21 protein-coding genes are annotated in these 24276 nt (G+C 67.6%); 12 read left to right on the top strand and 9 right to left on the bottom strand.

Translation table 11 applies throughout. The features are described 5' to 3' along the window. Positions 1 to 78: 78 nt before the first annotated feature. Positions 79 to 1530 carry an aldehyde dehydrogenase family protein gene (locus ACK3BB_RS03930; RefSeq protein WP_428927428.1) on the top strand — a complete coding sequence of 484 codons (1452 nt, stop codon included), beginning with the start codon at positions 79 to 81 and terminating at the stop codon, positions 1528 to 1530. Between the two features lie 6 nt (positions 1531 to 1536). After that, entirely contained in the window at positions 1537 to 2454 is a 918-nt protein-coding gene (locus ACK3BB_RS03925) for a DMT family transporter (protein ID WP_428927427.1), read from the top strand. Between the two features lie 12 nt (positions 2455 to 2466). Here the strand turns inward: ACK3BB_RS03925 and pncB are convergent, their stop codons facing one another. The 3 genes from pncB to pncA all read right to left on the bottom strand — a co-directional run bounded on the left by pncB (position 2467) and on the right by pncA (position 6752). Then, on the bottom strand, positions 2467 to 3756 hold the full coding sequence (gene pncB, locus ACK3BB_RS03920) for a nicotinate phosphoribosyltransferase (RefSeq protein WP_428927426.1): 1290 nt from the start codon (positions 3754 to 3756) through the stop codon (positions 2467 to 2469). A gap of 54 nt (positions 3757 to 3810) precedes the next feature. Next, the gene (locus tag ACK3BB_RS03915; protein WP_428927425.1) at positions 3811 to 6081 is read right to left on the bottom strand and encodes an ATP-binding protein; all 2271 of its coding nucleotides are present in this window, start codon (positions 6079 to 6081) and stop codon (positions 3811 to 3813) included. A gap of 80 nt (positions 6082 to 6161) precedes the next feature. Then, positions 6162 to 6752, bottom strand: coding sequence for a bifunctional nicotinamidase/pyrazinamidase (pncA, locus tag ACK3BB_RS03910; RefSeq protein ID WP_428927424.1), 591 nt, complete (start codon positions 6750 to 6752; stop codon positions 6162 to 6164). 146 nt (positions 6753 to 6898) lie between these two features. Between pncA and ACK3BB_RS03905 the strand changes: the two genes are divergently transcribed. From ACK3BB_RS03905 to ACK3BB_RS03890, 4 genes are all read left to right on the top strand, one after another. Further along, on the top strand, positions 6899 to 7762 hold the full coding sequence (locus ACK3BB_RS03905; RefSeq protein WP_428927423.1) for an aminoglycoside phosphotransferase family protein: 864 nt from the start codon (positions 6899 to 6901) through the stop codon (positions 7760 to 7762). A gap of 43 nt (positions 7763 to 7805) precedes the next feature. Further along, a complete protein-coding gene (locus ACK3BB_RS03900; RefSeq protein ID WP_428927422.1) occupies positions 7806 to 8705 on the top strand; it encodes a rhodanese-related sulfurtransferase in 900 nt (299 codons plus the stop codon). 177 nt (positions 8706 to 8882) lie between these two features. Further along, the gene (locus ACK3BB_RS03895) at positions 8883 to 10223 is read left to right on the top strand and encodes a hypothetical protein (protein ID WP_428927421.1); all 1341 of its coding nucleotides are present in this window, start codon (positions 8883 to 8885) and stop codon (positions 10221 to 10223) included. Between the two features lie 43 nt (positions 10224 to 10266). Further along, complete coding sequence (locus ACK3BB_RS03890) at positions 10267 to 10611, top strand: glyoxalase superfamily protein (protein WP_428927420.1); 345 nt, start codon at positions 10267 to 10269, stop codon at positions 10609 to 10611. A gap of 3 nt (positions 10612 to 10614) precedes the next feature. Here the strand turns inward: ACK3BB_RS03890 and ACK3BB_RS03885 are convergent, their stop codons facing one another. From ACK3BB_RS03885 to ACK3BB_RS03865, 5 genes are all read right to left on the bottom strand, one after another. After that, positions 10615 to 11400: a carnitinyl-CoA dehydratase gene (locus ACK3BB_RS03885; protein WP_428927419.1), complete on the bottom strand. Its 786-nt coding sequence runs from the start codon at positions 11398 to 11400 to the stop codon at positions 10615 to 10617. Then, positions 11397 to 13436, bottom strand: a complete 2040-nt coding sequence (locus tag ACK3BB_RS03880) for an acetate--CoA ligase family protein (protein ID WP_428927418.1) — start codon at positions 13434 to 13436, stop codon at positions 11397 to 11399. The genes ACK3BB_RS03885 and ACK3BB_RS03880 overlap by 4 nt, the downstream gene beginning before the upstream one ends. A 46-nt stretch (positions 13437 to 13482) precedes the next feature. Next, positions 13483 to 14643: an acyl-CoA dehydrogenase family protein gene (locus ACK3BB_RS03875; RefSeq protein WP_428927417.1), complete on the bottom strand. Its 1161-nt coding sequence runs from the start codon at positions 14641 to 14643 to the stop codon at positions 13483 to 13485. A gap of 84 nt (positions 14644 to 14727) precedes the next feature. Next, the gene (locus tag ACK3BB_RS03870) at positions 14728 to 15483 is read right to left on the bottom strand and encodes a class II aldolase and adducin N-terminal domain-containing protein (RefSeq protein ID WP_428927416.1); all 756 of its coding nucleotides are present in this window, start codon (positions 15481 to 15483) and stop codon (positions 14728 to 14730) included. Positions 15484 to 15649: 166 nt separating this feature from the next. Continuing rightward, positions 15650 to 16792, bottom strand: coding sequence for an endonuclease/exonuclease/phosphatase family protein (locus tag ACK3BB_RS03865; protein ID WP_428927415.1), 1143 nt, complete (start codon positions 16790 to 16792; stop codon positions 15650 to 15652). A 211-nt stretch (positions 16793 to 17003) separates the two neighbouring features. Between ACK3BB_RS03865 and ade the strand changes: the two genes are divergently transcribed. From ade to msrA, 6 genes are all read left to right on the top strand, one after another. Then, positions 17004 to 18806 (top strand): adenine deaminase, encoded by a 1803-nt coding sequence (gene ade, locus ACK3BB_RS03860; protein ID WP_428927414.1) that lies wholly within the window; start codon positions 17004 to 17006, stop codon positions 18804 to 18806. Then, complete coding sequence (locus tag ACK3BB_RS03855) at positions 18803 to 20257, top strand: AMP nucleosidase (RefSeq protein WP_428927413.1); 1455 nt, start codon at positions 18803 to 18805, stop codon at positions 20255 to 20257. The genes ade and ACK3BB_RS03855 overlap by 4 nt, the downstream gene beginning before the upstream one ends. 370 nt (positions 20258 to 20627) lie before the next feature. Further along, positions 20628 to 20924 carry an HU family DNA-binding protein gene (locus ACK3BB_RS03850; protein ID WP_428927412.1) on the top strand — a complete coding sequence of 99 codons (297 nt, stop codon included), beginning with the start codon at positions 20628 to 20630 and terminating at the stop codon, positions 20922 to 20924. Between the two features lie 223 nt (positions 20925 to 21147). Then, complete coding sequence (locus ACK3BB_RS03845) at positions 21148 to 22020, top strand: DMT family transporter (protein WP_428927411.1); 873 nt, start codon at positions 21148 to 21150, stop codon at positions 22018 to 22020. A gap of 212 nt (positions 22021 to 22232) precedes the next feature. Further along, the gene (gene msrB, locus ACK3BB_RS03840) at positions 22233 to 22679 is read left to right on the top strand and encodes a peptide-methionine (R)-S-oxide reductase MsrB (protein ID WP_428927410.1); all 447 of its coding nucleotides are present in this window, start codon (positions 22233 to 22235) and stop codon (positions 22677 to 22679) included. Continuing rightward, positions 22679 to 23191: a peptide-methionine (S)-S-oxide reductase MsrA gene (gene msrA, locus ACK3BB_RS03835; RefSeq protein ID WP_428927409.1), complete on the top strand. Its 513-nt coding sequence runs from the start codon at positions 22679 to 22681 to the stop codon at positions 23189 to 23191. The genes msrB and msrA overlap by 1 nt, the downstream gene beginning before the upstream one ends. On the opposite strand, the gene queG is transcribed toward msrA, so the two are convergent. Continuing rightward, entirely contained in the window at positions 23192 to 24229 is a 1038-nt protein-coding gene (gene queG / locus ACK3BB_RS03830; protein ID WP_428928814.1) for a tRNA epoxyqueuosine(34) reductase QueG, read from the bottom strand. It lies immediately after the preceding gene. Positions 24230 to 24276: the final 47 nt, after the last annotated feature.

Here is a 24276-nt window from a genome sequence, read left to right as displayed (position 1 = left end):
CGCGGCCCGAGCTTCGCACGCGCCCGCCCCGGCAGGGGCGGACGGTTTCATGTTCACGGCGGATGGAGGAGACGCCCGATGACAGACCAGACCCCCTGGTTCGACCCGACGACCTGCCTGGTCGGCGGCCGCTGGATCCCGGCCGAGGCCGGCACGATCGACCTGCTCAACCCGTCCGACGGATCGACCCTGTGCCAGATCGCCCGGGGCGGCGCGGCCGAGATCGACGCCGCCGTCGCCGCCGCGCAATCGGCCATGGACGGCGACTGGGGCCGGATGACGGCGCTGGAGCGGGGCCGCATCCTGATGAAGATGAGCCGCCTCGTGCTGGACCGCGTCGACGACCTGGCCCGGCTGGAGGCGCTGGACGTGGGCAAACCGCTGACCCAGGCCCGGGCCGATGCGGTGGCCCTGGCCCGTTACCTGGAATTCTACGGCGGCGCGGCCGACAAGGTGCATGGCGAAACGCTGCCCTATCTTGATGGCTACACCGTTTACACCCTGCGCGAACCGCACGGGGTGACGGGCCATATCGTGCCCTGGAACTACCCGATGCAGATCATTGGCCGCTCGGTCGGCGCGGCGCTGACCATGGGCAATGCCTGCGTGCTGAAACCCGCTGAAGAGGCCTGCCTCACCGCCCTGGCCTTTGCCCATATCGCCACCGAGGCCGGCCTGCCCCCCGGTGCGCTCAACGTCGTGCCGGGCCTTGGCCCCGAGGCCGGCGCGGCGCTGTCGGGCCATCCCGGCATCGACCACATTTCCTTTACCGGCTCGGTTGCCACCGGCGCCGCCGTACAGGCCGCCGCCGCGCGAAACGTGGTGCCCGTCACGCTGGAGCTGGGCGGCAAGTCGCCCCAGCTGGTCTTTGACGATGCCGACCTTGAGGCCGCCCTGCCCTTCCTCGTCAATGCCGGCATCCAGAACGCGGGCCAGACCTGTTCGGCCTCGTCGCGGATCCTGGTGCAGCGCGGGGTCTATCACCGGATCCGCGAGATGATGGGCGCGGCCTATGGCGCGCTGACCGTCGGCCCGGCCATGGAGGACCTGCGGCTTGGCCCGCTGATCTCGCATCGGCAGCGCGACATCGTCACTGCCTTTCTCGACAAGGGCGCTGATCTGACCGTCGCGGGCCGCGGTGTGATCACAAAATCCGCGCCCGCCTCCGGGGCGTATGTCACGCCGACGCTCTTTGCCGATGTGCCGTGTGATCACATCCTTGCACAGGATGAAATTTTCGGCCCTGTCCAGGTGCTTGTCCCCTTCGACACCGAAGACGAGGCCGTGGCCATTGCCAATGGCACCGATTACGGCTTGGTGTCTTCGGTCTGGTCCCGCGACGGCGCGCGGCAGATGCGGCTGGCGAAACGGCTGAAGACCGGACAGGTCTTCCTCAACAATTACGGAGCCGGGGGCGGGGTCGAACTGCCCTTCGGCGGCCGCGGCAAGTCGGGCCACGGCCGAGAGAAAGGATTCGAGGCGCTCTATGGCTTTTCACAACTCAAGACGGTGGCCGCCCACCATGGATGACCGGGGATGAGCGCGAAGGACGGCGACAATGTCGTGCTGGCCATCGTGCTCTCTCTCGTGGCGCTGGTCCTGTTCCAGTCCATGGGGCTGGTGATCAAGCATCTCTCTCCGCGCTTCTCGGCCCCCGAATTGTCGGCCTGGCGCAATTTCTTCGGTCTTTTCCCCAGCGCGATCGCCCTGGCCACCTCGCGGTCCTGGCATCGCAACGGCCGGCCATGGCGGCTGCGGCAATGGCGCATGGCCGTGGCGCGCGGGCTGTCGACCTCTTTTGCCCAGCTGTTCTTCTATATTTCGCTGGGCACCATGGCCTATGCCACCGCCACCACGATCACCTATGCCAACGCCCTGTTCATGACCGCCCTGGCCATTCCCATCCTGGGCGAAAAGGTCGGGCCGGTGCGCTGGTTCGCCGTGCTGATCGGCTTTGTCGGCGTGATCCTGGTGATGGAGCCCGGCGCCTCGACCTTTCAGCTGGCGACCATGGCGCCGCTGCTGTCGGCCCTGCTTTATGCCGTGTCGGGCATCACCTCGCGGCTGATCGACCCGGATGTGCCCTCGCCGCTGATGAACCTCTATTCGGTCAGCGTGTCGATGGCGGCTTCGCTGGTCATTGCCGCCCTGACCGGGGGCTTTTCACCGATCACCAGCTGGTCGGATGCCTTCTGGCTGCTGACCATGGGCATATTCGGCGGCACGGCCGTGCTGGTCATGGTGATCTCATTCCGCATGACCGAACAATCGAACCTGGCCCCGTTCACCTATTTCGGCATTCCCGTGGCCTTTGTCTTTGGCTGGGCCTTCTTCGGCGAAACGCCCTTCAGCACGCTGTTTCCCGGCGGGTTGCTGATCATGGTCGGCGGGCTGACCGTGATCTGGCGCGAGCGGGTCAAGCAGCGGGCGGTGACCACGCCCACCGAACATTGACCGCGATGGACGTCAGACGATGACGTCCATCCGTTCCTGCGCGCCCACGTCGAAGACCCGCTTGTAGCGCGCGATCTCGTCGGCGGGGCCCATGGCCTTTTCCGGATTGTCCGACAGTTTCACCGTCGGGCGCCCGTTGGCCGACACCGCCTTGCAGACCAGGGAGAACGGCGCCAGCCGGTCGCCGGGCACCAGCCCGCGGAAATCGTTGGTCAGCAGCGTACCCCAGCCGAAACTTGCCCGCACCCGGCCCTGGAACTGGTGGTGCAGCTCGACGATCTTGTCGACATCCAGCCCGTCGGAAAAGATCACCAGCTTCTGCGTCGGATCCTCGCCCCGGGCCTTCCACCAGTCGATCGCGGTTTCCGCCCCGGCGGCCGGATCGCCGCTGTCGATGCGGATGCCGGTCCAGCCGGCCAGCCAGTCGGGCGCGCGGTCGAGGAACCCCTTGGTGCCATAGGTATCGGGCAGGATCATGCGCAGGTTGCCGGAATGCTCTTCGTGCCAGTCCGACAGCACCTCGTAGGGCGCGCGGGCCAAGGCTGCGTCATCCTCGGCCAGGGCGGCATAGACCATGGGCAGCTCGTGGGCATTGGTGCCGATGGCCTCGACCTCGCGGCGCATGGCGATCAGGCAGTTGGACGAGCCGGTGAACTTTTCGCCCAGCCCTTCGATCATCGCCTGCACGCACCAATCCTGCCACAGGAAGGAATGCCGCCGCCGGGTGCCGAAATCGGCGATGCGCAGGGTCTCGACCTCGCGCAGGCGTTCGATCTTTTCCCAGACCCGGGTCATCGCCCGGGCATAGAGCACCTGCAGCTCGAACCGGCCCATGTCGTTCAGCACCGCCCGCGAGCGCAGTTCCATCAGCACGGCCAGCGCCGGGATTTCCCACAGCATGACCTCGGGCCAGGTGCCTTCGAAGGTCAGCTCGTACTGGTCGCCCCGGCGCTCCAGCTCGTAGGCCGGCAGGCGCAGGTTCTCGAACCATTCCATGAAGTCCGAGCGGAACATCTGGCGCTTGCCATAAAAGGTGTTGCCCCGGAGCCAGGTGCTTTCGCCGCGCGACAGCGACAGCGAGCGGATGTGGTCGAGCTGTTCGCGCAGCTCGCCTTCGTCGATCAGCCGGGCCAGGGGCACCGTTGTCGTGCGGTTGATCAGCGAGAATTCCACCTTGGTGTCGGGCCGGTTGCGAAAGACCGACTGGCACATCAACAGCTTGTAGAAATCGGTGTCGATCAGCGAACGGACGATCGGGTCGATCTTCCACTTGTGGTTATAAACGCGCGTCGCGATGTCCAAGGCCGGGCCCCTCCTGGTGCGCGCGGGGCTCTCCCCGCGCCGGGGCGCAGAAAATCAGGCTTCTGCGGCCTCCGCAACCTGCGGCAACAGCCGGGTCAGGCATTCGAGCAGCCGGGCGCGGTCGATCGGCTTGGTCAGGAAGTCGTTCATCCCGGCGTCAAGGCAGGCCTGGCGGTCCTCGTCGAAGGCATTGGCCGTCAGGGCGACGATCAGCGGCTGCGCGCCCGGGCGCGAGCGGATCTCGCGGGTGGCCTCGATGCCGCTGAGCACGGGCATGGACATGTCCATCAGGATGACATCGGGCACGCGCTGGTCGACCATGTCGACGGCCTGGCCGCCGTCATGGGCAAAGCGCAGGCGCATGCCGGTGTCCGCGAGGAAGCGTTCGATCAGGAAACGGTTCACGCTGCTGTCCTCGGCAACCAGCAGGTCGATGCCCGCCAGCTGGGGCATGTCATCCCCGTCCGGCCCGGCGCCCTCGCCCCGCCCGCCGGTCTCGGCGATCACCGGGTCGGCCGCAGCTTCGAGCGGCAGAGACAGGCGGAAACAGGATCCCAGCCCTTCTTCCGAGGTCAGCGACAGCTCGCCCTGCATGGCCTGGACCAGCCGGCGCGAGATGGTCAGCCCCAGCCCGGTGCCGCCATAGCGCCGGGTTGTCGTGGCATCGGCCTGGGCAAAGCTTTCAAAGATCGTCGCCAGCTTGTCGGCCGGAATGCCGATGCCGGTGTCGACCACGTCGATCACCGCGCGCCAGTCGGCCCCCTCGCGGGTCAGTTCCAGCGTCAGGGTCACGCCGCCGGTCTCGGTGAACTTGATCGCGTTGCCCAGAAGGTTGACCAGCACCTGGCGGATGCGCCCGTCGTCGCCCCTGACCCGGGCCGGGATGTCGACGGGCAGCCGGCCGACCAGGGTCAGGCCCTTCTGTTCGGCCTGGGGCCGCATCAAGGTCAGCACGCCGTCGATGCAATGGCGCAGGTCAAAGGGTTCGGGGGCCAGGTCCATCTTGCCGGCTTCCAGCCGCGACAGGTCGAGCACGTCGTTGATGATCTTCAGCAGGGCCCGGGCCGAGCCGCGGATGGTCTGGGCGTAGTCGCGCTGGTCGTCGGTCAGGTCGGTGTCGCAGAGCAGGTCGGCCATGCCGATCACCCCGTTCATCGGCGTGCGGATCTCGTGGCTCATCGTGGCCAGGAACTCGGCCTTGGCCCGGGCACCATCCTCGGCGGCCTGCTTGGCCTCGGCCAGCTCGCGGGCCTGGCGCTTGGCCTCGGTGATGTCGCGCTCGATCGACACGAACATGTCGGGCCGCCCACCGGCCCCGCTTTCGACCACGGGCACCTGGCTGGTCTCGATCCAGACCTCTTCGCCGGTCTTGGTCCGGTTCAGGATCTCGCCGCGAAAGGGCACGCCCCCGCGCACCGCCCGGGCAATGGCCTCGATCGCCGCCGGATCGGTGCCATCGGTATTGAGCAGGTCGCCCGGCATGCGGCCGACGGCCTCGTCCAGCGGATAGCCGGTGATGCGCGTGAAGGCATCGTTGACCCAGGTGATCCGCCCGTCGGCCCCGCAGAGCAGCACGCTGTCATTGGCGTTGCGCACGGCCGTGGCCAGGCGGCGGGTCTCGATCTCGCGCCGGGCCATTGCGGCATTGGCCTCGGCCAGCTTGGCGGCCTGGGCGGCCAGGGCCTCGACGTTGCGTTTCTGGCGTTGGAAACTGGCCATGACAAAGCGGATGACCGTCCAGGACAGGTACCCGAGGATCAGGAACCCGGCCAGGTTCATCGGCAGGCCGGGCAGGTTCTCGGGCGCATAGATCGCGCCGTCCAAGGCAAAGACCGCGGCCGTGGCGGCATAGACGGCCATCCGGGCGATGCCCGCCGCACGGTGATAGGGCAGGACCATGCCGGCATTGATCACCGCACCGGCCAGGAAGGCCGCCGGATAGAGCAGCGACAGCGCCCCGGCATCGCCGAACCAGGCCAGCGACACGCAGCCGGCGATGGTCAGGGCCTGGAACAGGGCGGTCAGCGTGCTGATGCGGTGCTGACCTTCGACCGACGCGCCGCGGCGCAGCCGGTCGGGCAGACCCCGCAGGAACAGGCAATCCACGGCCTCGCCCAGCAGGGCCAGGCCCAGGGCCAGCAGGCCGGTGACCGGCCCGTCGACCAGCCAAAGGGTCAGGCTGCCCAGACCGGTCAGGACCTGGCGCTGGAAAAAATGCCGGACCCGACCGCGCGCATAGCGTTGCAGCAGCTGGTCGGGTTGGAATCGGTCCGTGACGTCGTTGATCTGGACGTCCCCGGTCCGGGTGGCTCTGGTGTCGGTCATTGCCGGTCCTTTGCCGTGTCGTCCGAATTGACACCAGCTTAGAAGAGCCGGGCGGGATGACGCAACGTTGCCGGGCCGGATCAGGCCAATGTGACACCGGCCTGTGTCATGCCTGCACGCGCGGCAGTCAGCGACCCGTCGAGATCGATGGCCCGCGTGGCCTCTTGCACGACGGTCACGTCATAGCCCAGCCCCGCGGCATCGACGGCCGAGAAATTGACACAGAAGTCCAGGGCCAGCCCCACCATGGTCAGCGCCGTGATGCCCCGGCTGCGCAGGTAGCCGTCCAGCCCGGTGGGCGTGGCATGGTCGTTTTCGAAAAAGGCCGAATAGCTGTCGATCCCCCGGCGAAAGCCCTTGCGGATGATCAGGTCGGCCGATTGGTCGAGCCCGGGGTGAAAGTCCGCGCCCGGGCTGCCCTGGATGCAATGGGCCGGCCACAGGACCTGCGGGCCATAGGGCATGTCGATCACGTCGAAAGGCGTGCGGCCGGGATGGCTGGGCGCAAAGGACGAATGGTCGGCCGGATGCCAGTCCTGGGTCAGGATCACCGCGTCGAAATCGACCATCATGGCGTTGATGCGCGGCACGATGGCATCGCCGCCGGCCACGGCCAGGGCGCCACCCGGGCAGAAATCGTTCTGGACGTCGATCACCACAAGGGCATGCATGGCGCTTCCTCCGTGTTCAGGGCCTGCCCGTCCGGCCTAGGCGGCGGGCTTGCGCCGGTCAAGCGGCATGGTGGCTCTCGCCAAATGCGGCCAGACAGGGTAGCGGGTCTGCCAAGGAGAGCGTCATGCACGGTGATGAAATCAGGGTGAGCACGTCACTGGCCAAGGAGCTGGTCGACCGGGGCATGCCCGAATGGGCCGGCCAGCCGGTGCGCCCGCTTGCGGCGACGGGCACCGACAACTGGATGTTCCGGCTGGGCAGCGACAAGATCCTGCGCCTGCCCCGGCGGCCGTCGGCCGTCACCCTGCTGCGCCGCGAATGGGATTGGCTGCCGGCCCTGCGCGGCCTGCCCCTCGCCGTGCCCGAGCCGCTGGCCCTGGGCGAGCCCGACCCGGCCTATCCGCATCCCTGGATGGTGCTGAAATGGCAGCCCGGCGAGACCCTGGCCACCCGCCCGCCGACCAACGCCCTGGCCGCGGCCGACAGCCTGGGCGCCTTTGCCCGGGCGCTGCGCAACCTGCCGGGCACCGGCGGGCCGATCGCCGGGTCGGCCAATCACAACCGGGGTGTGCCGCTGGCCACGATCGACGGCACCACCCGGCGCTGCATCGGCGACCTGGCCCGGTCCTGGCCGCTGGCCGACCTGTCGGGGCTCTGGGCCGATGCCATGGCCGCCCCGCCCTGGTCGGGCGCGCCGCTGTGGCTGCATGGCGACCTGTCCGCCGGCAACCTGCTGGGCAATGCCGGCCGGCTGACCGGGGTGATCGATTTCGGCCTGATGGCCCGGGGCGATCCGGCCGTCGACCTGATCCCGGCCTGGTCGCTCTTCGAAGGCGCCGCCCGCGATGCCTTTCTGCAGGCCGCCGGGGCCGACCGCGACATGATCCGCCGCGGCCGGGGCTGGGCGCTGTATTCCGGGGTCGTGGCGCTGGCCTATTACGGCGAGAACCACCCGACCTTGTCGCGGATCAGCGCCCGGACGCTGGAGGCCGTGCTGGGCGACGCGTGACCCGCTCTTGAACGCGGGGGCCGCCCGGGTTTATGCCCCGGCCATGCACACGATCGCCGCGCTTTACCATTTCACCCGATTCGACGACCCCGCCGCGCTGAAACCGCCGCTGCTGGCGCTCTGCGAGGCCGGCCAGGTGAAGGGCACGCTGTTGCTGGCGCGCGAGGGCATCAACGGCACCATTGCCGGGCCGCGCGCCGGGCTCGATGCCGTTCTGGCCCATATCCGCGCCCTGCCGGGCTGTGACGGGCTGGAATGGAAGGAAGCCACGGCCGACACGCCGCCCTTCGGGCGCATGAAGGTCCGGCTGAAGAAGGAAATCGTGACCATGGGCCAGCCGGATGTCGATCCGCAGGCCCGCGTCGGCCATTACGTCGAGCCGGCCGAGTGGAACGCGCTGGTGCGCGATCCCGACACGGTGGTGATCGACACGCGCAACGATTACGAGGTGGCCATCGGCACCTTCGAAGGGGCCGTCGATCCCGGCACCCGGTCCTTCGGCGAATTCCCGGCCTGGTGGCAGGCCAACAAGGACGCCTATCGCGGCAAGCGCATCGCGATGTTCTGCACGGGCGGGATTCGGTGCGAGAAATCAACGAATTACCTGCTGAACCAGGGGGTGAACGAGGTCTATCACCTCAAGGGCGGCATCCTGCGTTACCTCGAAGACATGCCCGCCGAGGACAGCACCTGGCAGGGGGAATGTTTCGTTTTCGACAACCGGGTCAGCGTCGGGCACGGGCTGGAACAGGGGCCGCACGACCTGTGCCACGGGTGCCGCCGGCCGATCCTGGCCGAAGATCGCGAACGGCCGGAATACGAGGCCGGCGTGTCCTGCCATCATTGCATCGACGAGACCTCGGCCGAGGACAAGGCCCGGTTCCGCGAGCGCCAGAAACAGATCCGCCTGGCCCGAAGCCGGGGTGACACTCACCTGGGCTAGGGTTTTCCCTTTGATGCCGGGCGCTTGGGCAGGCTCGATTTTGTGATCACAAAATGCGTGCAGGCAACCGCCGGCACGAACCGGCCTGTGTTGCGCCGCGCGGACAGGGCGGGCTTGGCCGAGGCTTCACAAGCGCTTAACCCTTGGTGTGCAATGCTCGCGCAAAGGAGACCGGCCATGGCCCCCGCCCTGCGATTCCCGAATGGTCCTGCCGCCCGCCTGGCCGGGTGGGTGTCGGGGGCTGTCCTGTTTCTTTTGTCTCTGGCCCTGCTGTGGCTGTCCGGCGGACCGTCGCAGGCGCAGCAGCCGGACAATTTCGTGTCGACCCGTGACGAGATCTATTCCTCGCCGCGCATGATGACCGAATTCGACCATATCATGTGGGGCACCGGCCGGCCGCGCGATCGCGATCCGGGGCTCTGGGCGGCCTTCCGCGCCCAGCCCGATCCGAACTACCCCTGCCAGCAGCAGAACCGCCGGATCCAGCTTTGCGACAACCGCGACGCGGCCCGCTGTTCGACCGGCGGCGGCTCGGTCCAGGTCGATTATCCACCTGATTTCGCGAAACAAAGGACGGGGCTGGATACCGACCAGGTGTTCATGCCCATGTGCCCGTCGACGGGCATGCGCGGGGATGCCTTCGTGGCCCTGTCGCAGGCCGAGGATGCCGGGGGGATCGGGCTGTACCTGCGGTCGGGCACCGGCGAAGGCGGGACGCAGGCCTTCATGCAGGTCTCGCCCCACACCGCCAATGCCGATGTGCAGGGGATCTACATCAATTTCCGTTCGGTCTACCTCAAGCCGAAGGACTGGATGCGCCCGTTCCACGGCGCCGGCACCTGCCGCGACCAAGCCTGCCGCGAGGGGCACAAGCTGCAGGTCACGACCGACCAGACCTATGCCATGTTCGATAACAACGGCATGTCCGGCGTCGTGCAGATCTTCCGCTTCTTGATCCGCAATTCGAACGGCACGCCGAACCTGCGCGACGATGGCGTGCTGAACATCGGCATGCGGACCTTCTGCAACCATGCCAGCGTTGCCCGCGACGGGGTCGGCTGCCCCGACCGGGTGTCGATCGACCCCAAGCAGGGCGCAACCGGCCAGCATTATTATTCCGGCCAGTTCGGCGCCAAGGGCAGCGAAACCCAGGTGCGCATCGCCCATGACCTCGGCCCCGAGCCGCATGTCGCCCGGCTGTGGACCACGCTGGGCGCGCCGACCAGCGACGCGCCCTTCACCGATCAGCGCTTCCGCGCGACGATCAGCTGGCCGCAATTCGTGTCGATGCTGCGCGGCGTGGCCTACCGGGCCGGCCAGGACGGATCGACCGACGCCGGGGTCGCCGCCGTCTTCGGCCCGGGTTGGGCCGAGCCGGACAATTGGTTCGTGCAAAGCGTGCGGTTCGGGCAAGAGCTGAAGAACACCAACTGGAACGGCGCCATGCGCCCCGAAGCCAAGGGCGCGGGCAGCGGCGGATCGATGGAATGGTTCTCGCTGAAGGCCCTGAAACCCTGATGGCCGATGCAGCCTGCCGGGCCCGTGCGAAACGGCGCCCGCGATGAAGATCGATCAGCCGACCCCCGCCCTGCCCGTCCGTTCGGTCCAGGCGGCCCAGGAGTATTACCGTGACCGACTGGGTTTCAACATCGGCTGGCACCACGAGGTCGGGCGCATCGGCGCCGTGTCACACGGGCAATGCGCCCTGTTCCTGGCCGAGACGGATGGTGACATCCATCCCGGCACCTTCTGGATCTTCACCGAAGATGTCGACGCCGCCCATGCCGAGCTGACCGCCCGTGGCGCCGAGATCATCAGCCCCATCGCCGACATGCCCTGGGGCCTGCGCCAATTCACACTGCGCGACCTGCATGGGCACATCTTCCATTTTCACCACGACCTGTAAGGCTTAGCGCCCTTTCCAGACCGGATCGCGCTTTTCGGCAAAGGCCCGGGCGCCTTCCAGCTGGTCCTCGCTGTCGTAAAGGATGTCGACACTGGCCAGCTGACGCTTGGTGATCCGGTTCATCATGTCCTGGAACTTGGAATCCTCGGCCTCGCGCACGATCTCCTTGATCGCCGCATAGACCAGCGGCGGCCCGCTTTCGAGCAGCCGCGCCACCTCCCAGGCCCGCTCCAACAGGGTCTCGCCCGGCAGGATTTCGTTGACGATGCCCCAATGCTTGGCCTCGTCGACCTCGAACCAGCGGCCGGTCAGCAGGATTTCCATCGCCACGTGATAGGGAATGCGCTTGGGCAGCTTGATCGTGCCGGCATCGGCAACGGTGCCCGACCGGATCTCGGGGAAGGCAAAACGCGCGTGATCGGCGGCCAGGATGATGTCGGCCGACAGGGCCAGTTCGAACCCGCCGCCGCAACAGATGCCGTTGACTGCCGCGATGACCGGCTTGTTCAGCCCGCGCAATTCCTGCAGCCCGCCAAAGCCGCCGACCCCGTAATCGCCATCCACCGCATCGCCGTCGGCCGCGCCTTTCAGGTCCCAGCCGGCGCAGAAGAACTTCTTGCCGCCGCCGGTCACAATGGCCACGCGCAGGTCGGGATCGTCGCGGAAATCGCGAAAGACCTCGCCCATCTGCCGGCTGGTCTGCAGGTCGATCGCATTGGCCTTGGGCCGGTCGAGCACGACCTCCAGCACGCCGCCATCCCGCCGTGTTTTCAAGGGTGTATCCGTCATTCTCCGTCTTCCTTCCCGCCGCCGAAGCGGATCAGAGCATCCGCCGCCACCGCCCCGCCGGGGCCGCAGATCAGCGGGTTGATTTCCAGTTCCTGCAGGCGATGTGCCTCGGCCGCAACCAGGTTCTGCACCGCCTCCACCGCATCCAGCAGCGCGTCCAGGTCAACCGGTTCGCGCCCGCGATAGCCGTCGATCATCGGCCAGCACCGCAGCCGCTGCAGCGCCTCGAGCACCAGGTCGGGCGGGCTTGGCACCAGCAGTGACACGCAATCGCGCAGGATTTCGGTCATCACCCCGCCGGCGCCCAGGGTCAGCACGAAGCCATGCGCCGGGTCGCGCACCACCCCGACCAGCAGCTCGACCGTGCCGCCGCGCACCATCTGCTCGACCAGCACGCGGGGCGTGCCGATACCGGCGGCCACCTCGCCCACATCGCCGGCCGCCACACCCAGGCGCACGGCACCGCTGTCGGATTTGTGGGCCAGGCCCAGGCCCTTGACCGCAAAGGGCCCGGCCATGCCGTTCAGCGCCACCGGCCCGGCAGCATCAACCACCACGTGGCGCGGCACATGCACCCCGCCCCGGGCCAGCCGGGCCTTGGCCGCCACCTCGTCCAACAATCGCCCGCCGGCCAGGGCCGGGGCCGGCAGCACAGGCGGCAGGGGCAATTCGGCCCGCAGGCTGGCCGCGGCCACGGCGTTCAGCGCCTCGGCCAGCCCGTTGAAGGGCACCACCCCGCCGGCCATCAGCCGCCGGGCCACCTCCGCCGGCATCAGCTCGGGCAGGCTGGCCACCACGCCAAAGGGCCGACCGGTCTGGCGGCGCACGGCCAGGGCAGCCTCGGTCGCACAGGTCCAATCGCCGGCATCGGTAACCGGGTAGTCGACGACCGACAGGGTCATCGCCTGGCTGCCCATGGCCAGCCCGGCCCAGGCCCGGGTCATCGCGGGCACGTCACGCCAGATATAGGTGTGGTAATCCAACGGGTTGGCCAGGGCGACCATGGGCCCCAAGGCCGCGCGCAATTCCTCGGTCTGGGCCTCTGCCAGGGGCGGAAAGACCAGCCCCCGGGCGGCACCCATGTCGGCTACCAGGCTGGCCTCGCCCCCGGAACAGCTGATCGCGCCCAGGCTGCGCTCGGCCAGCGGGCCGGTCACATGCAACAGCTTCAACGTCTCGACAAAGGACGCCAGGTCGTCGATCCGCACCATCCCCAGCCGGTCCAGCAAGGCCCCGGCCCCGGCCGCGCTGCCGGCCAGCGACGCAGTATGCGACACGGTTGCCGCCCGCGCCTGGTCCGACCGGCCGACCTTCAGCACGACGATGGGCACGTTCCGGGCCCGCGCCCGTTCGGCCAGGGCCTCCCATTCGGCCACGTCGCCGAACCCCTCGACATGCAGACCCAGCGCGGTGATCCGCGGATCCTCCAGCAGCCCCAGCGCGATCCGCGCCTGGCTCTGCTGCGCCATGTTCCCGCAGGTCACCATCATCGCCAGCGGCAGGCCGCGCTGCTGCATCGTCAGGTTGATCGCGATGTTCGAACTTTGCGTCAGCACCGCCACGCCCCGGTCCACCGGGGCCATGCCATGCTGGTCGGGCCAGATCGCGGCGCCATCCAGCGCATTGATGAAACCGTAACAATTCGGCCCCAGGATCGGCATCTCGCCGGCGGCCCCGACCAGCCGCGCCTGCAGATCGGCGCCCGCGGCATCCTCGGCCAGCGCTTCGGTGAACCCGCTGGCGAAACAGATCGCCCCGCCCGCCCCCATGGCGCGCAGCTCGGCCACGGCCTCGATCGTCGCATGCCGGTTGATCGCCAGGAACACCGCATCGGGCGCCGCGTCCAGGTCGCTCAGCGCTCTCACCACCCGCGCGCCCGCCGGGCCCTTGCCCCGGGGATGCACAAAGGTGATCTCGCCCGCATAGCCGACCCGCTCGGCCGCGCCCTGCACCGATGCCGCCCAGGCCCCGCCGCCGACCACCGCGATCCGCCGCGGCGCCAGCAACCGGGCGAGCCCGCCGCCGGTCAGCGCCATGCCCCTGTCTTCTTCTTGGCCCAAATACCCCACACCAACGCCCGCCTCACGCGCCCAACGCCCGGAGCAACTCGCGCGAGATGATGTGGCGCTGGATCTCGCTGGTCCCGTCCCAGATCCGTTCGACCCGGGCATCGCGCCAGAACCGTTCCAGCGGGTAATCGTCCATCAGCCCCATGCCCCCGTGGATCTGGATCGCCGCATCGGTCACCCGCCCCAGCATCTCCGAGGCGAAGACCTTGGCCGAGGCAATCTCGCGGTTGGCCGGCAGCCCCTTGTCCAGCCGGTCGGCCGCCGCCAGCGTCATCAGGTCGGCGGCGTCGATCTCGGTGATCATGTCGGCGATCTGGAACGACACGCCCTGGAACTTGCCGATCGGCTGGCCGAACTGCTCGCGCTCGGCAGCATAGCCCAGCGCATAGTCGAACACCCGCCGCGCCCGGCCGACCGACATGGTCGCCACGGTGATCCGCGTGGCATAAAGCCAGGTGTTCATAACGTCGAACCCGCCGTCGACCTCGCCCAGCACCTGGGCATCGGGCAGCCGGCAATCGTCGAAATCGAGGATCATGTTCTTGTAGCCGCGATGGCTGACCGACTTGTAACCATCCCGGATCGTGAACCCCGGCGTGCTGCGATCGACGAGGAAGGCCGTGATCCGCTTTTTCGGCCCCTTCGGCGTCTGGTCTTCGCCGGTGGCAATGAAGACGATGATGAAATCGGCGTGGTCGGCCCCGGAAATGAAATGCTTGGTCCCGTTGACCACCCAGTCACCGCCGTCGCGCACCGCGGCACATTTCATGCCCCGCACGTCCGATCCGGCCCCCGGCTCGGTCATGGCCAGCGCATCCATCCGCTCGCCCCGCACCGCCGGCATCAGGTAGCGCTCGACCTGCTCGCCTTCGCAGGCCATCAGGATGTTCTGCGGTCGTCCGAAGAAATGGTTCAGCGCCATCGACCCGCGCCCCAGCTCGCGCTCGACCAGAGCGAAATCCAGGTGGCTCAGCCCGGCGCAGCCCACGCTTTCGGGAAAATTGCAGGCATAAAAGCCCAGCTCCAGCGTCTTGCGCTTGATCTCGGCGGCGATCTCGGCCGGCACTTCGCCGGTGCGCTCGACCAGGTCTTCATGCGGATAGATCTCGGTTTCCACGAATCGCCGCACGGTGGAGACGATCATCTCCTGCTCTTCATTCAGCCCGTATTGCATGCCTGTCCCGTCTTCTGTGCCCCGCGGGGCCGGCCCGGCCAGTGAGGCCGGGTCCACCTGTGTTTTCTTGTCGGTTTGCGCCGTTCACGCGGCGTAATTCGACCCTTCGGCATCCAGCAGCAACTTGACCTCGGCCAGGTGGCGGTCGGCCTGCTGGGGATAGGTCTCGATCTCGGCGGCGGTCTTTTCGGCCACCTCGTCGGACAACACGCGCAGCGGCTGGCCGGTCTGCAGCGCGCGGATATAGGTCTCGGCCGCGCGTTCGAAATAATACATCCGGTTGAAGGTCTCGGCCACGGTCTGGCCAATGACCATGATGCCGTGATTGCCCATGATCAGCACGGTCTTCTTGGGATCGCTCAGCAGCTCGGCGCAGCGCTTTGCCTCTTCCTCGAAGGCCAGCCCGCCGTAATTCTCGTCGATGGCCTGGCGGTTGAAGAACATGGCCGAGTTCTGGTCGATCGGCAGCAGCCGGCTGTCGGCCAGCGAGGCCAGCACCGTGGCATGGATCGAATGCACATGCATCGCGCAGCGGGCATGCGGGCACAGCCGGTGCAGCGTGCCATGCAGGCCCCAGGCCGTCGGATCGGGAGCATTGGGGCCTTCCATCGTCGACGGGTCGTTGGCATCGATTTCCAGAAGCGAGCTGGCCGTGATCCGCGCGAAATGCATCTGATTGGGATTCATCAGGAATTTCGTGCCATCCTCGTTGACCGCCAGCGAGAAATGGTTGGCCACGGCTTCGTGCATGTCCAGCCGCACGGTCCATTGAAAGGCCGCGGCCAGGTCGACGCGTTCCTGCCAATGTTCCAGGTTCGGGCGAAGTTCGGTGACGCTCATCGGGGTTCTCCTGATCCGGGCCATGTCGACGGGGCGGCACTGGCGCTGGTGGGGGTCGGTTGGGGCGTGGCTTGGCCGGGGTCGTCCGGCCCCGTGGCCCCAGCCTGCCGGGCGCGGCGCCGGTTTGCAAACAGGTCGTGGGTCGCCGCCCCGCCGGACCGGCGCCTCAGATGTCGATATCGGCCCAGATCAGGTGATGATCCGACGCCGCGTGATGGCGTTCGGTCAACTCGGGATAGACCTCCCAGCGGGGCGGCCGCGACCCGGGCCAGGCGCCCTTGCGAAAGATCCCGCCACCGCGCACCCGGTCGAACAGCGCCGGCGACAGCAGCAGGTAGTCGATCTTGTCATCGTCATTGCCCAGCCCGTAGGTGCCGATGCCCCGCTGGCCGTTGCCGGCCTGGAAATCCACCTCGGCAAAGGCCGGGTGGTCCGACACGTCGCGCAGGTCGGTTCCGGTCAGCAGCGGCGCCAGCTCGGGGCTGTCAGGCGTGTCGTTGAGATCGCCCAGCACCACGACATTGGCCTGCCCCTCGCCGATCAGACGTTCGTAATAGCCCCGCACGGCCAGCGACTGTGCCTCGCGCTTGGCCCGGGAGGCGGGCGAATTGCCACCGAACTTGCTCTTGAAATGGTTGCACAGCACCATCACCGTTTCACCCGACGGCGTGGTGATCTCGTATTCCGGGCAATCGCGGCTGAAGATCGGGTGGCCATCGGGCTTGAGATCGTCGCAATGGCTGCGCACCCGCCCGATCGGGAAGCCGTCGCGCGTAGCCAGCCCGACATCGATCCCCCGGGTGTCGTTGCCGTCGACAAGCATCACGTGGCGATAGGTTTCGGGCAGGGCCAGCTTGTCGGCCATCCGTTCCTGGAACAGCTTCAGCACCGGGCGGCTTTCGGCCTCGACCATGCAGAGCACATCGGCCCCCACGTCGAAAATGGTCCGGGCGGTCAGCAGCATGGCGACCTCGTCCACCGTTTCGGTCTTGAGCTCGACCCAGCCGATCCAGTCGTCGCGCCCGTCGGCCACGATGCGCCGCGGGGCGGAGCGGTCGCGCGGGCGGGTGATGACCTGGCCACGGATCTTGCGCAGGCGCACGAAGGGCCCGTCATTGTCGTTCAGGATGCCCAGCGCCTCGAAGATGACCAGCATCCGGGCCTTGTCGGCCGCCGAATAGACCGGCTGTTCGAACAGGGAGTTGATCTCGGCATGCAGGTCCAGCACCTCGCGATGGGCGTCGGTGTCGTCGTTGAAGACCTTGGCCCGGTCGAACAGGTTCTCGACATTGTAGGCGGCGATTTTCATGGAACGGCCTTTCCGCAAGAGGGGCCCGCGGGGGCGACAATCGGGCAGCGATACAGGGGCAGCGATACTCGACGCAGGGATAACACGGCCCGGAGATTCGCAGAACCGCCGGGCAACCCGGTGCATCGCGCGTCATACCCCTGTGACCCGGTGCCCCTATCCCGGCCCGAAAACCGCTTGCACCTTCCGCGCCGATCCACAAAATCAGACCATGGAACACCAAAGCTTTCCCGACTGGCCCGCCGTTGCCCCCCTTCTTGTTGCCGTAGCCGCCGGACGGGCGCCTGCCGAGATGGTCATCCGGGGCGGCACCTGGGTGAACGTCCACACCCGCGAAACCCTGCCCGGCCACGACATCGTCATCGCCCATGGCCGCATTGCCTGTGTCGTGCCGGATGCCGGCGCGCGGATCGGGCCCGACACGCAGGTGATCGAGGCCGAGGGGCGTTACATGATCCCCGGGCTTTGCGATGCGCATATGCATATCGAAAGCGGCATGCTGACGCCCGCCGAATTCGCCCGGGCGGTGATCCCCCATGGCACCACGTCGATGTTCCACGACCCGCATGAAATCGCCAATGTGCTGGGCATCGAGGGCGTGCGCATGATGCATGACGAGGCGATCATGCAGCCGGTCAACGTGTTCACCCAGATGCCGTCCTGCGCGCCCTCGGCGCCGGGACTGGAAACCACGGGCTTTGAAATCACCCCCGAGGACGTGGCCGAGGCGATGACCTGGCCGGGCATCGTGGGCCTGGGCGAGATGATGAACTTTCCCGGTGTTGCCGCCGCCGATCCCAAGATGCTGGCCGAGATCGCCGCGACCCAGCGCGCCGGCAAGACAGTGGGCGGGCATTATGCCTCGCCCGACCTGGGTGACGATTTCGCGGCCTATGTCGCCGGCGGGCCGGCCGACGACCACGAAGGCACCCGCGAGGAAGACGCCATCGCCCGGGTCCGCCAGGGCATGCGCTCGATGCTGCGGCTGGGCTCGGCCTGGTACGATGTCGAGGCGCAGATCACGGCGGTCACCGAAAAGGGGCTCGATCCGCGCGGGTTCATCCTGTGCACCGACGATTGCCATTCGGGCACGCTGGTGAACGACGGTCACATGAACCGCGTCGTGCGCCATGCCATCGCCTGCGGCTGCGACCCGCTTGTGGCCCTGCAGATGGCCACGCTGAACACGGCCACGCATTTCGGGCTGGAACGCGAGATCGGCTCGCTGACCCCGGGGCGCCGGGCCGATGTCATCCTGACCTCGGACCTGACCGACCTGCCGATCGAGCTGGTCATCGCCCGTGGTCAGGTCGTGGCCAGGGACGGCGAATGCCTGGTCGATTGCCCGCATTACGACTGGCCCGACAGCGCGCGGCAGACCGTGCGGCTGGGCCATGATCTGGCGGCAAGGGATTTCGAGATCGCCGCGCCCGAAGGCGCCAATGCCGTGCGGGCCAATGTCATCGGCGTGGTGGAAAACCAGGCCCCGACCAAGGCGCTCAAGGCCGATCTGCCGGTGCAGGGCGGGCTGGTCGAGGCCGAGGGCACGGTTTGCCAGATCGCGCTGGTCGAACGTCACCAGGCGACCGGCGGCGTGACCAACGCCTTTGTCTCGGGCTTTGGCTATACTGGCCGGATGGCCATGGCCTCGACCGTTGCCCATGACAGCCACCACATGATCGTCGTCGGCACCGACCGCGACCAGATGGCCCTGGCCGCCAACCGGCTGGCCGAGGTCGGCGGCGGCGTGACGATCTTTCGCGAGGGCGAGGAACTGGCGCTGGTCGAACTGCCCATCGCCGGGCTGATGTCCGACGCGCCGGCCACCGAGGTCGCCGCCAAGGCCCAGCAGATCGTCGAGGCGATGACCCGCTGCGGCTGCACGCTCAACAACGCCTACATGCAGCATTCGCTGCTGGCGCTGGTTGTCATCCCCGAGCTGCGCATTTCCGACCTTGGCCTGGTCGATGTCCGCAGCTTCCAGAAAATCCCGTTGTTCGAGCCGCTTGCATGACCCAGCTGACCACCCCCAAGATCCCCGGCCCCGAAGCCTTTGACACGGCCGAAGCCGCCGTCGACCGGCTGGAAGAGCTGTACAACGCCGCCACCGCCTTTCTGACCGACGGGTTCAAGGCCGCCATGTCCGGCCAGGCGCCCGAGATGCGGATGCGCGCCTATTACCCCGAGGTGCGGCTGACCACGTCCAGCCATGCCCGGGTCGATACCCGGCTGAGCTTTGGCCATGTCTACACGCCCGGCACCTATGCCGCGACGATCACCCGGCCCGATCTCTTTCGCAGCTACCTGACCCAGCAGATCCGCCTGCTGATCGAGAACCACGGCCAGCCGGTGACCATCGGCGCGTCCGACACGCCGATCCCGGTGCATTTCGCCGTCGGCGGGCTGACCGTGCCCCAGGAAGGCGCGGTGAATTTCGTGCTGCGCGATTATTTCGACGTGCCCGACCTGACGACAACCAACGACGATATCGTCAACGGCACCTATGTCTCGCCCGATGGCACCGGCCCGCTGGCGCCCTTCACGGCGCAGCGCGTGGATTACTCGCTGGCCCGGCTCAGCCATTACACGGCGACCGACCCCGAGCATTTCCAGAACCACGTTTTGTTCACCAACTACCAGTTCTACGTCAGCGAGTTCGAGGCCTTTGCCCGGGCCGCGCTGGCCGATCCGAACAGCGGCTACACCAGCTTTGTCTCGACCGGGAATGCCGAGATCACCGGGCCCGACGACGTGCTGGCCCCGGCCGACAAGACCCCCCAGATGCCGTCGTTCCACCTCAAGCGGCCGGACGGCAACGGCATCACGCTGGTCAATATCGGCGTCGGCCCGTCGAACGCCAAGACGGCGACCGACCATATCGCCGTGCTGCGGCCCCATGCCTGGCTGATGGTCGGCCATTGCGCCGGGCTGCGCCATACCCAGGCGCTGGGAGATTTCGTGCTGGCCCATGGCTACCTGCGCGAAGACCACGTGCTGGACGACGACCTGCCGGTCTGGGTGCCGATCCCGGCGCTGGCCGAGATCCAGGTGGCGCTGGAACAGGCCGTCGAGGACGTGACCGAGCTGCAGGGATATGACCTCAAGCGCATCATGCGGACGGGCACGGTGGCCACGATCGACAACCGCAACTGGGAACTGCGCGACCAGTCCGGCCCGGTGCAGCGCCTGTCGCAATCGCGGGCCATCGCGCTGGACATGGAAAGCGCGACGATCGCGGCCAACGGCTATCGGTTCCGGGTGCCCTATGGCACGCTGCTCTGCGTGTCCGACAAGCCCCTGCACGGCGAGCTGAAGCTGCCCGGCATGGCATCGGATTTCTATCGCAGCCAGGTCAGCCGGCACCTGGCCATCGGCATCAAGGCGATGGAGACCCTGCGGACCATGCCGCTGGAGCGGCTGCACAGCCGGAAACTGCGGTCCTTCGACGAAACCGCCTTTCTCTGATCCCACCGGGCGGGCCGGGCGCAGAGGACGCCCGGCCGTTGCTGCCGTCGCGTCACCGGCGGCCGGGCTGTCAAGACCGGTTCTCCGGCCTTGTTATCAAGGCCCGGGCGGTGTGTCTGACCCCTGGTGCATGGCCGCTATCGCGATGCGCAGACCCCCTTGACCGCGCCGCCGGGCCGCTCTAGCCCCGCAACGCCGGTCCGAAAGGCGGGCAACCCGGGCGAAACGCGCGGGGAATCGCTCAAAACAACTGAAAAGTGCGACTTCTGTGCATCTTTCGGACCCCCAAACGTTGTGTGATCCCACAAGATCACGTTACATTCCTGCATTGAGGCCCCATAAATCGGGCAGAAATAGGAGAGCACAGAACATGGCCAACAAACCCATGACCAAGACCCAGCTCGTGGCCGCTCTGGCCGAGGAAATGGGCACCGACAAGAAAGCCGCAACCGGCGCGCTGGAAGCCATCATCGGCATCATCACCCGCGAGGTTTCGGCCGGCGGTGCAGTGACCCTGCCCGGCGTCGGCAAGATCTATTGCCGCGAGCGCCCCGAGCGCGAAGTGCGCAACCCGGCAACCGGCGAGACCTTTACCAAGGAAGCCGACAAGGTCGTCAAGATGACCATTGCCAAAGCGCTCAAGGACAGCGTGAACGCCGAGGCCTGAGGCCAGGGCGATCGCCATCCACCGGGGCCGTCATGCGACGGCCCTTTTTCTTTTCCGGCCAGGCGATCCCGCGGGCTGCGGCCCGGCATCCGCGCGGCTGTCCACATCGTGGCCAGCGGGCGGGATCACGACAGCCCGGGAGCCGGAATTCGCCCCGCGCCGCCTTGCGGCCGGCGGGCATTTGCGGGACGGTCGGCGCGAGAACGGCCGGGGAGTGTCATCCATGGATCTGCGCGCGCTGGCAATGGGCCTGGCCTTTGCCCTGATGTGGTCATCCGCCTTTACCTCGGCCCGGATCATCGTGGCCGATGCCTCGCCGCTGTTTTCACTGGCGGCCCGGTTCCTGGTGTCCGGCCTGCTGGGGGTGATCATCGCCCGGGCGATGGGCCAGAGCTGGTCGCTGACCCGGGCGCAATGGCGGGCGACAATCCTTTTCGGCATCTGCCAGAACGCGCTGTACCTGGGGCTGAACTTTGTCGCCATGCAATGGGTCGAAGCCTCGATGGCCGCGATCATCGCCTCGGCCATGCCGCTGCTGGTGGCGCTGGCCAGCTGGCTGATCTTTGGCGAGCGGCTGGGCCCGCTGGGGGTGATCGGGCTGATTGCCGGGACGGCCGGGGTGGCGCTGATCATGGGCGCGCGGATCTCGGGCGGGGCCGATCCGCTGGGGGTGATGCTGTGCCTGGTCGGCGTGCTGGCCCTGACCTTTGCGACCCTGGCGATCCGGGGGGCGACCTCGGGCGGGAATTTCATGATGATCGTCGGGCTGCAGATGCTGATCGGGGCGGCGATCCTGCTGGCCGTGGCCGGCGTGGTGGAAACGCCCCGGGTCGAGCCGAGCTGGCCGCTGCTGGCGGCCTTCCTCTACACGACGCTGGTGCCCGGGCTGCTGGCGACCCTTGTCTGGGTGATGTTGCTGGACCGGATCGGGGCGATCCGGGCGGCGACCTTCCATTTCCTCAACCCGGTCTTCGGGGTGGGCATCGCGGCGCTGCTGTTGGGCGAGAGCCTGAGCGTGATGGACATGGTCGGCGTGGCGATCATCACCGCCGGCATCCTGGCCGTCCAGATCGCGCGCCAGGACCGGACCGGGTAGAGAGGGGGCGCTGCCCCCGTCCTCGTGAACGAGGACTCCCCCGGGAATACTTGAGAAGAGAAAGAAGCAGCAGGGGGTGGCCCCCGTTTGCCCCAGGCTGATCTGCCGGAGTTGACTTGTCCGCGACAGGGCCGGCCGATTTTGCCGCCGGGGCTTGGAACCGGCGCAATCCGCGCCACATTCTGAGACGAGCAGCTCGAAAGGAGCCTTTCATGACACGCTACGCAAAGACCGAAGAGGCCCTGGCCGGGCTGAGCGAAGAGGAGTTCTTTGTCACGCAGCAAAGCGGCACCGAGCGGCCGGGCACGGGCAAGTACCTGGCGAACAAGGAGCCGGGCATCTATGTCGACGTGGTGTCGGGCGAGCCGCTGTTTGCGTCGTCGACCAAGTATGAATCGGGCTGCGGCTGGCCCAGTTTCGTCAAGCCGATCGTATCCGACCACGTGGTCGAGCTGGTCGACCGGTCGCATGGCATGGTGCGCACCGAGGTGCGGTCGAAACACGGCGACAGCCACCTGGGCCATGTCTTTCCCGACGGGCCGCGCGACCGGGGCGGCCTGCGCTATTGCATCAACTCGGCCGCCCTGCGATTCGTCCATCGTGACGAAATGGTCGAAAAGGGCTATGGTGAGTTCCTGGAATTCGTGGAGGACATTTGATGACGAAGCGTGAACGCGCCGTATTGGCCGGCGGGTGTTTCTGGGGCATGCAGGACCTGATCCGCAAGCTGCCGGGCGTCGACAAGACCCGCGTGGGCTATACCGGGGGCGACGTGGCCAACGCGACCTACCGCGACCACGGCACCCATGCAGAGGGCATCGAGATCTGGTTCGACCCCGACGTGATTTCCTATCGCGACCTGCTGGAATTCTTCTTCCAGATCCACGATCCCACGACGATGAACCGCCAGGGCAACGACATCGGGCTGAGCTATCGCTCGGCGATCTACTTCGAATCCGAGGACCAGCGCCAGACCGCCCTGGACACGATCGCCGACGTCAACCAATCGGGCATCTGGCCCGGCCGCGTGGTGACCGAAGTCGCGCCGGTCGGCGAGTTCTGGGAAGCCGAGCCCGAGCACCAGGATTACCTCAGGCGCTTTCCCAACGGCTATACCTGCCATTTCCCGCGGCCAGACTGGGTCCTGCCCCGGCGCAAGGCGGCCGAGTGATCAGCCACCCAGGCGCGTGACGGCCCAGCGGGCGGCGTCGGCCACGGTGTCATCCGGGTCGGCGGCCAGGGCGCGGGCCACGGGCAGAAAGCCCGGCGTGCCGGAATTGCCGATGGCATAAAGCACGTTGCGCACGAAACGGTCACGCCCGATGCGCTTGATCGGCGAACCCGAGAACCGCGCGCGGAACCCGGCATCGTCCAGCGCGGCCAGCTCGCCCAGCGGGGCCGTGGCCTGGCCGTCATAGCGCAGGTCCGAGGCCTCCTTGGCGAACTTGTTCCAGGGACAGACCGCCAGGCAATCGTCACAGCCATAGATCCGGTTGCCCAGAAGCGGCCGCAGCTCTTCGTCCACCGGGCCTTTGTGTTCGATGGTCAGGTAGGAAATGCAGCGCCGCGCATCCAGCCGGTAGGGCGCCGGAAAGGCTCCTGTCGGGCAGATGTCGAGGCAGCGGCGGCATTGCCCGCAATGGTCGCGCTCGGCGGCATCGGCGGGCAGGTCCAGCGTGGTAAAGATCGCGCCCAGGAAACACCAATTGCCCCAGTCGCGGCTGACCAGGTTGGTATGCTTGCCCTGCCAGCCCAGGCCGGCGGCCTGGCCCAGGGCCTTTTCCGGCACCGGGGCGGTATCGACAAAGACCTTGATCTGCGCCGGGTGATCCGCCCGGGCGGCCACGTCGATCAGCCAGCGCCCCACCCGCTTGAGGCGTTTCTTGACGATGTCGTGGTAATCCCGCCCCCGCGCATAGGCCGAGATCACCCCCCGCCCGCGCTGTTCCAGCAGGGGCAGCGGATCGTCCTCGGGGGCATAGCTTTCGGCCAGCATGACAACCGACCGCGCCTCGGGCCACAGTGCCGCCGGATCGCCCCGCCAATGCACCCGGTCGGCCATCCAGCCCATCTGCCCGTGGTATCCCGCGTCAAGAAAGGCCCGCAGCCGCCCGGCCACCTCGGGCACCGCATCCGGCCGGCAGATGCGCATGGCCACGAATCCCTCGTCCAGGGCCTGGGCCTTCAACCGGTCCTTGAGCGCATCCATGTCCATGACGGCTGATTACACGCCCCCGGCCCGAAGCCCAAGCCGCG

It is taken from the genome of Marinibacterium sp. SX1 (assembly GCF_050389775.1).
Classification (GTDB): domain Bacteria; phylum Pseudomonadota; class Alphaproteobacteria; order Rhodobacterales; family Rhodobacteraceae; genus Marinibacterium.
Note: the sequence above shows the minus strand (reverse complement) of the source record. Positions and strands in the feature narration are given on the sequence as shown.

Bases quoted from the DNA above. Each gene is read 5' to 3' on its own strand.
- ACK3BB_RS03865 (WP_428927415.1), bottom strand. From the start codon at position 16,792: ATGAAAATCGCCGCCTACAATGTCGAGAACCTGTTCGACCGGGCCAAG.
- ACK3BB_RS03885 (WP_428927419.1), bottom strand. From the start codon at position 11,400: ATGACGGATACACCCTTGAAAACACGGCGGGATGGCGGCGTGCTGGAG.
- ACK3BB_RS03900 (WP_428927422.1), top strand. From the start codon at position 7,806: ATGCACACGATCGCCGCGCTTTACCATTTCACCCGATTCGACGACCCC.
- ACK3BB_RS03930 (WP_428927428.1), top strand. From the start codon at position 79: ATGACAGACCAGACCCCCTGGTTCGACCCGACGACCTGCCTGGTCGGC.
- ACK3BB_RS03855 (WP_428927413.1), top strand. From the start codon at position 18,803: ATGACCCAGCTGACCACCCCCAAGATCCCCGGCCCCGAAGCCTTTGAC.
- ade (WP_428927414.1), top strand. From the start codon at position 17,004: ATGGAACACCAAAGCTTTCCCGACTGGCCCGCCGTTGCCCCCCTTCTT.
- queG (WP_428928814.1), bottom strand. From the start codon at position 24,229: ATGGATGCGCTCAAGGACCGGTTGAAGGCCCAGGCCCTGGACGAGGGA.
- ACK3BB_RS03895 (WP_428927421.1), top strand. From the start codon at position 8,883: ATGGCCCCCGCCCTGCGATTCCCGAATGGTCCTGCCGCCCGCCTGGCC.
- ACK3BB_RS03845 (WP_428927411.1), top strand. From the start codon at position 21,148: ATGGATCTGCGCGCGCTGGCAATGGGCCTGGCCTTTGCCCTGATGTGG.
- ACK3BB_RS03880 (WP_428927418.1), bottom strand. From the start codon at position 13,436: ATGGCGCTGACCGGCGGCGGGCTCGCCCGGTTGCTGGCGCCGCGGCGG.
- msrB (WP_428927410.1), top strand. From the start codon at position 22,233: ATGACACGCTACGCAAAGACCGAAGAGGCCCTGGCCGGGCTGAGCGAA.
- ACK3BB_RS03850 (WP_428927412.1), top strand. From the start codon at position 20,628: ATGGCCAACAAACCCATGACCAAGACCCAGCTCGTGGCCGCTCTGGCC.
- ACK3BB_RS03875 (WP_428927417.1), bottom strand. From the start codon at position 14,643: ATGCAATACGGGCTGAATGAAGAGCAGGAGATGATCGTCTCCACCGTG.
- ACK3BB_RS03890 (WP_428927420.1), top strand. From the start codon at position 10,267: ATGAAGATCGATCAGCCGACCCCCGCCCTGCCCGTCCGTTCGGTCCAG.
- ACK3BB_RS03925 (WP_428927427.1), top strand. From the start codon at position 1,537: ATGAGCGCGAAGGACGGCGACAATGTCGTGCTGGCCATCGTGCTCTCT.
- msrA (WP_428927409.1), top strand. From the start codon at position 22,679: ATGACGAAGCGTGAACGCGCCGTATTGGCCGGCGGGTGTTTCTGGGGC.
- ACK3BB_RS03870 (WP_428927416.1), bottom strand. From the start codon at position 15,483: ATGAGCGTCACCGAACTTCGCCCGAACCTGGAACATTGGCAGGAACGC.
- pncA (WP_428927424.1), bottom strand. From the start codon at position 6,752: ATGCATGCCCTTGTGGTGATCGACGTCCAGAACGATTTCTGCCCGGGT.
- ACK3BB_RS03915 (WP_428927425.1), bottom strand. From the start codon at position 6,081: ATGACCGACACCAGAGCCACCCGGACCGGGGACGTCCAGATCAACGAC.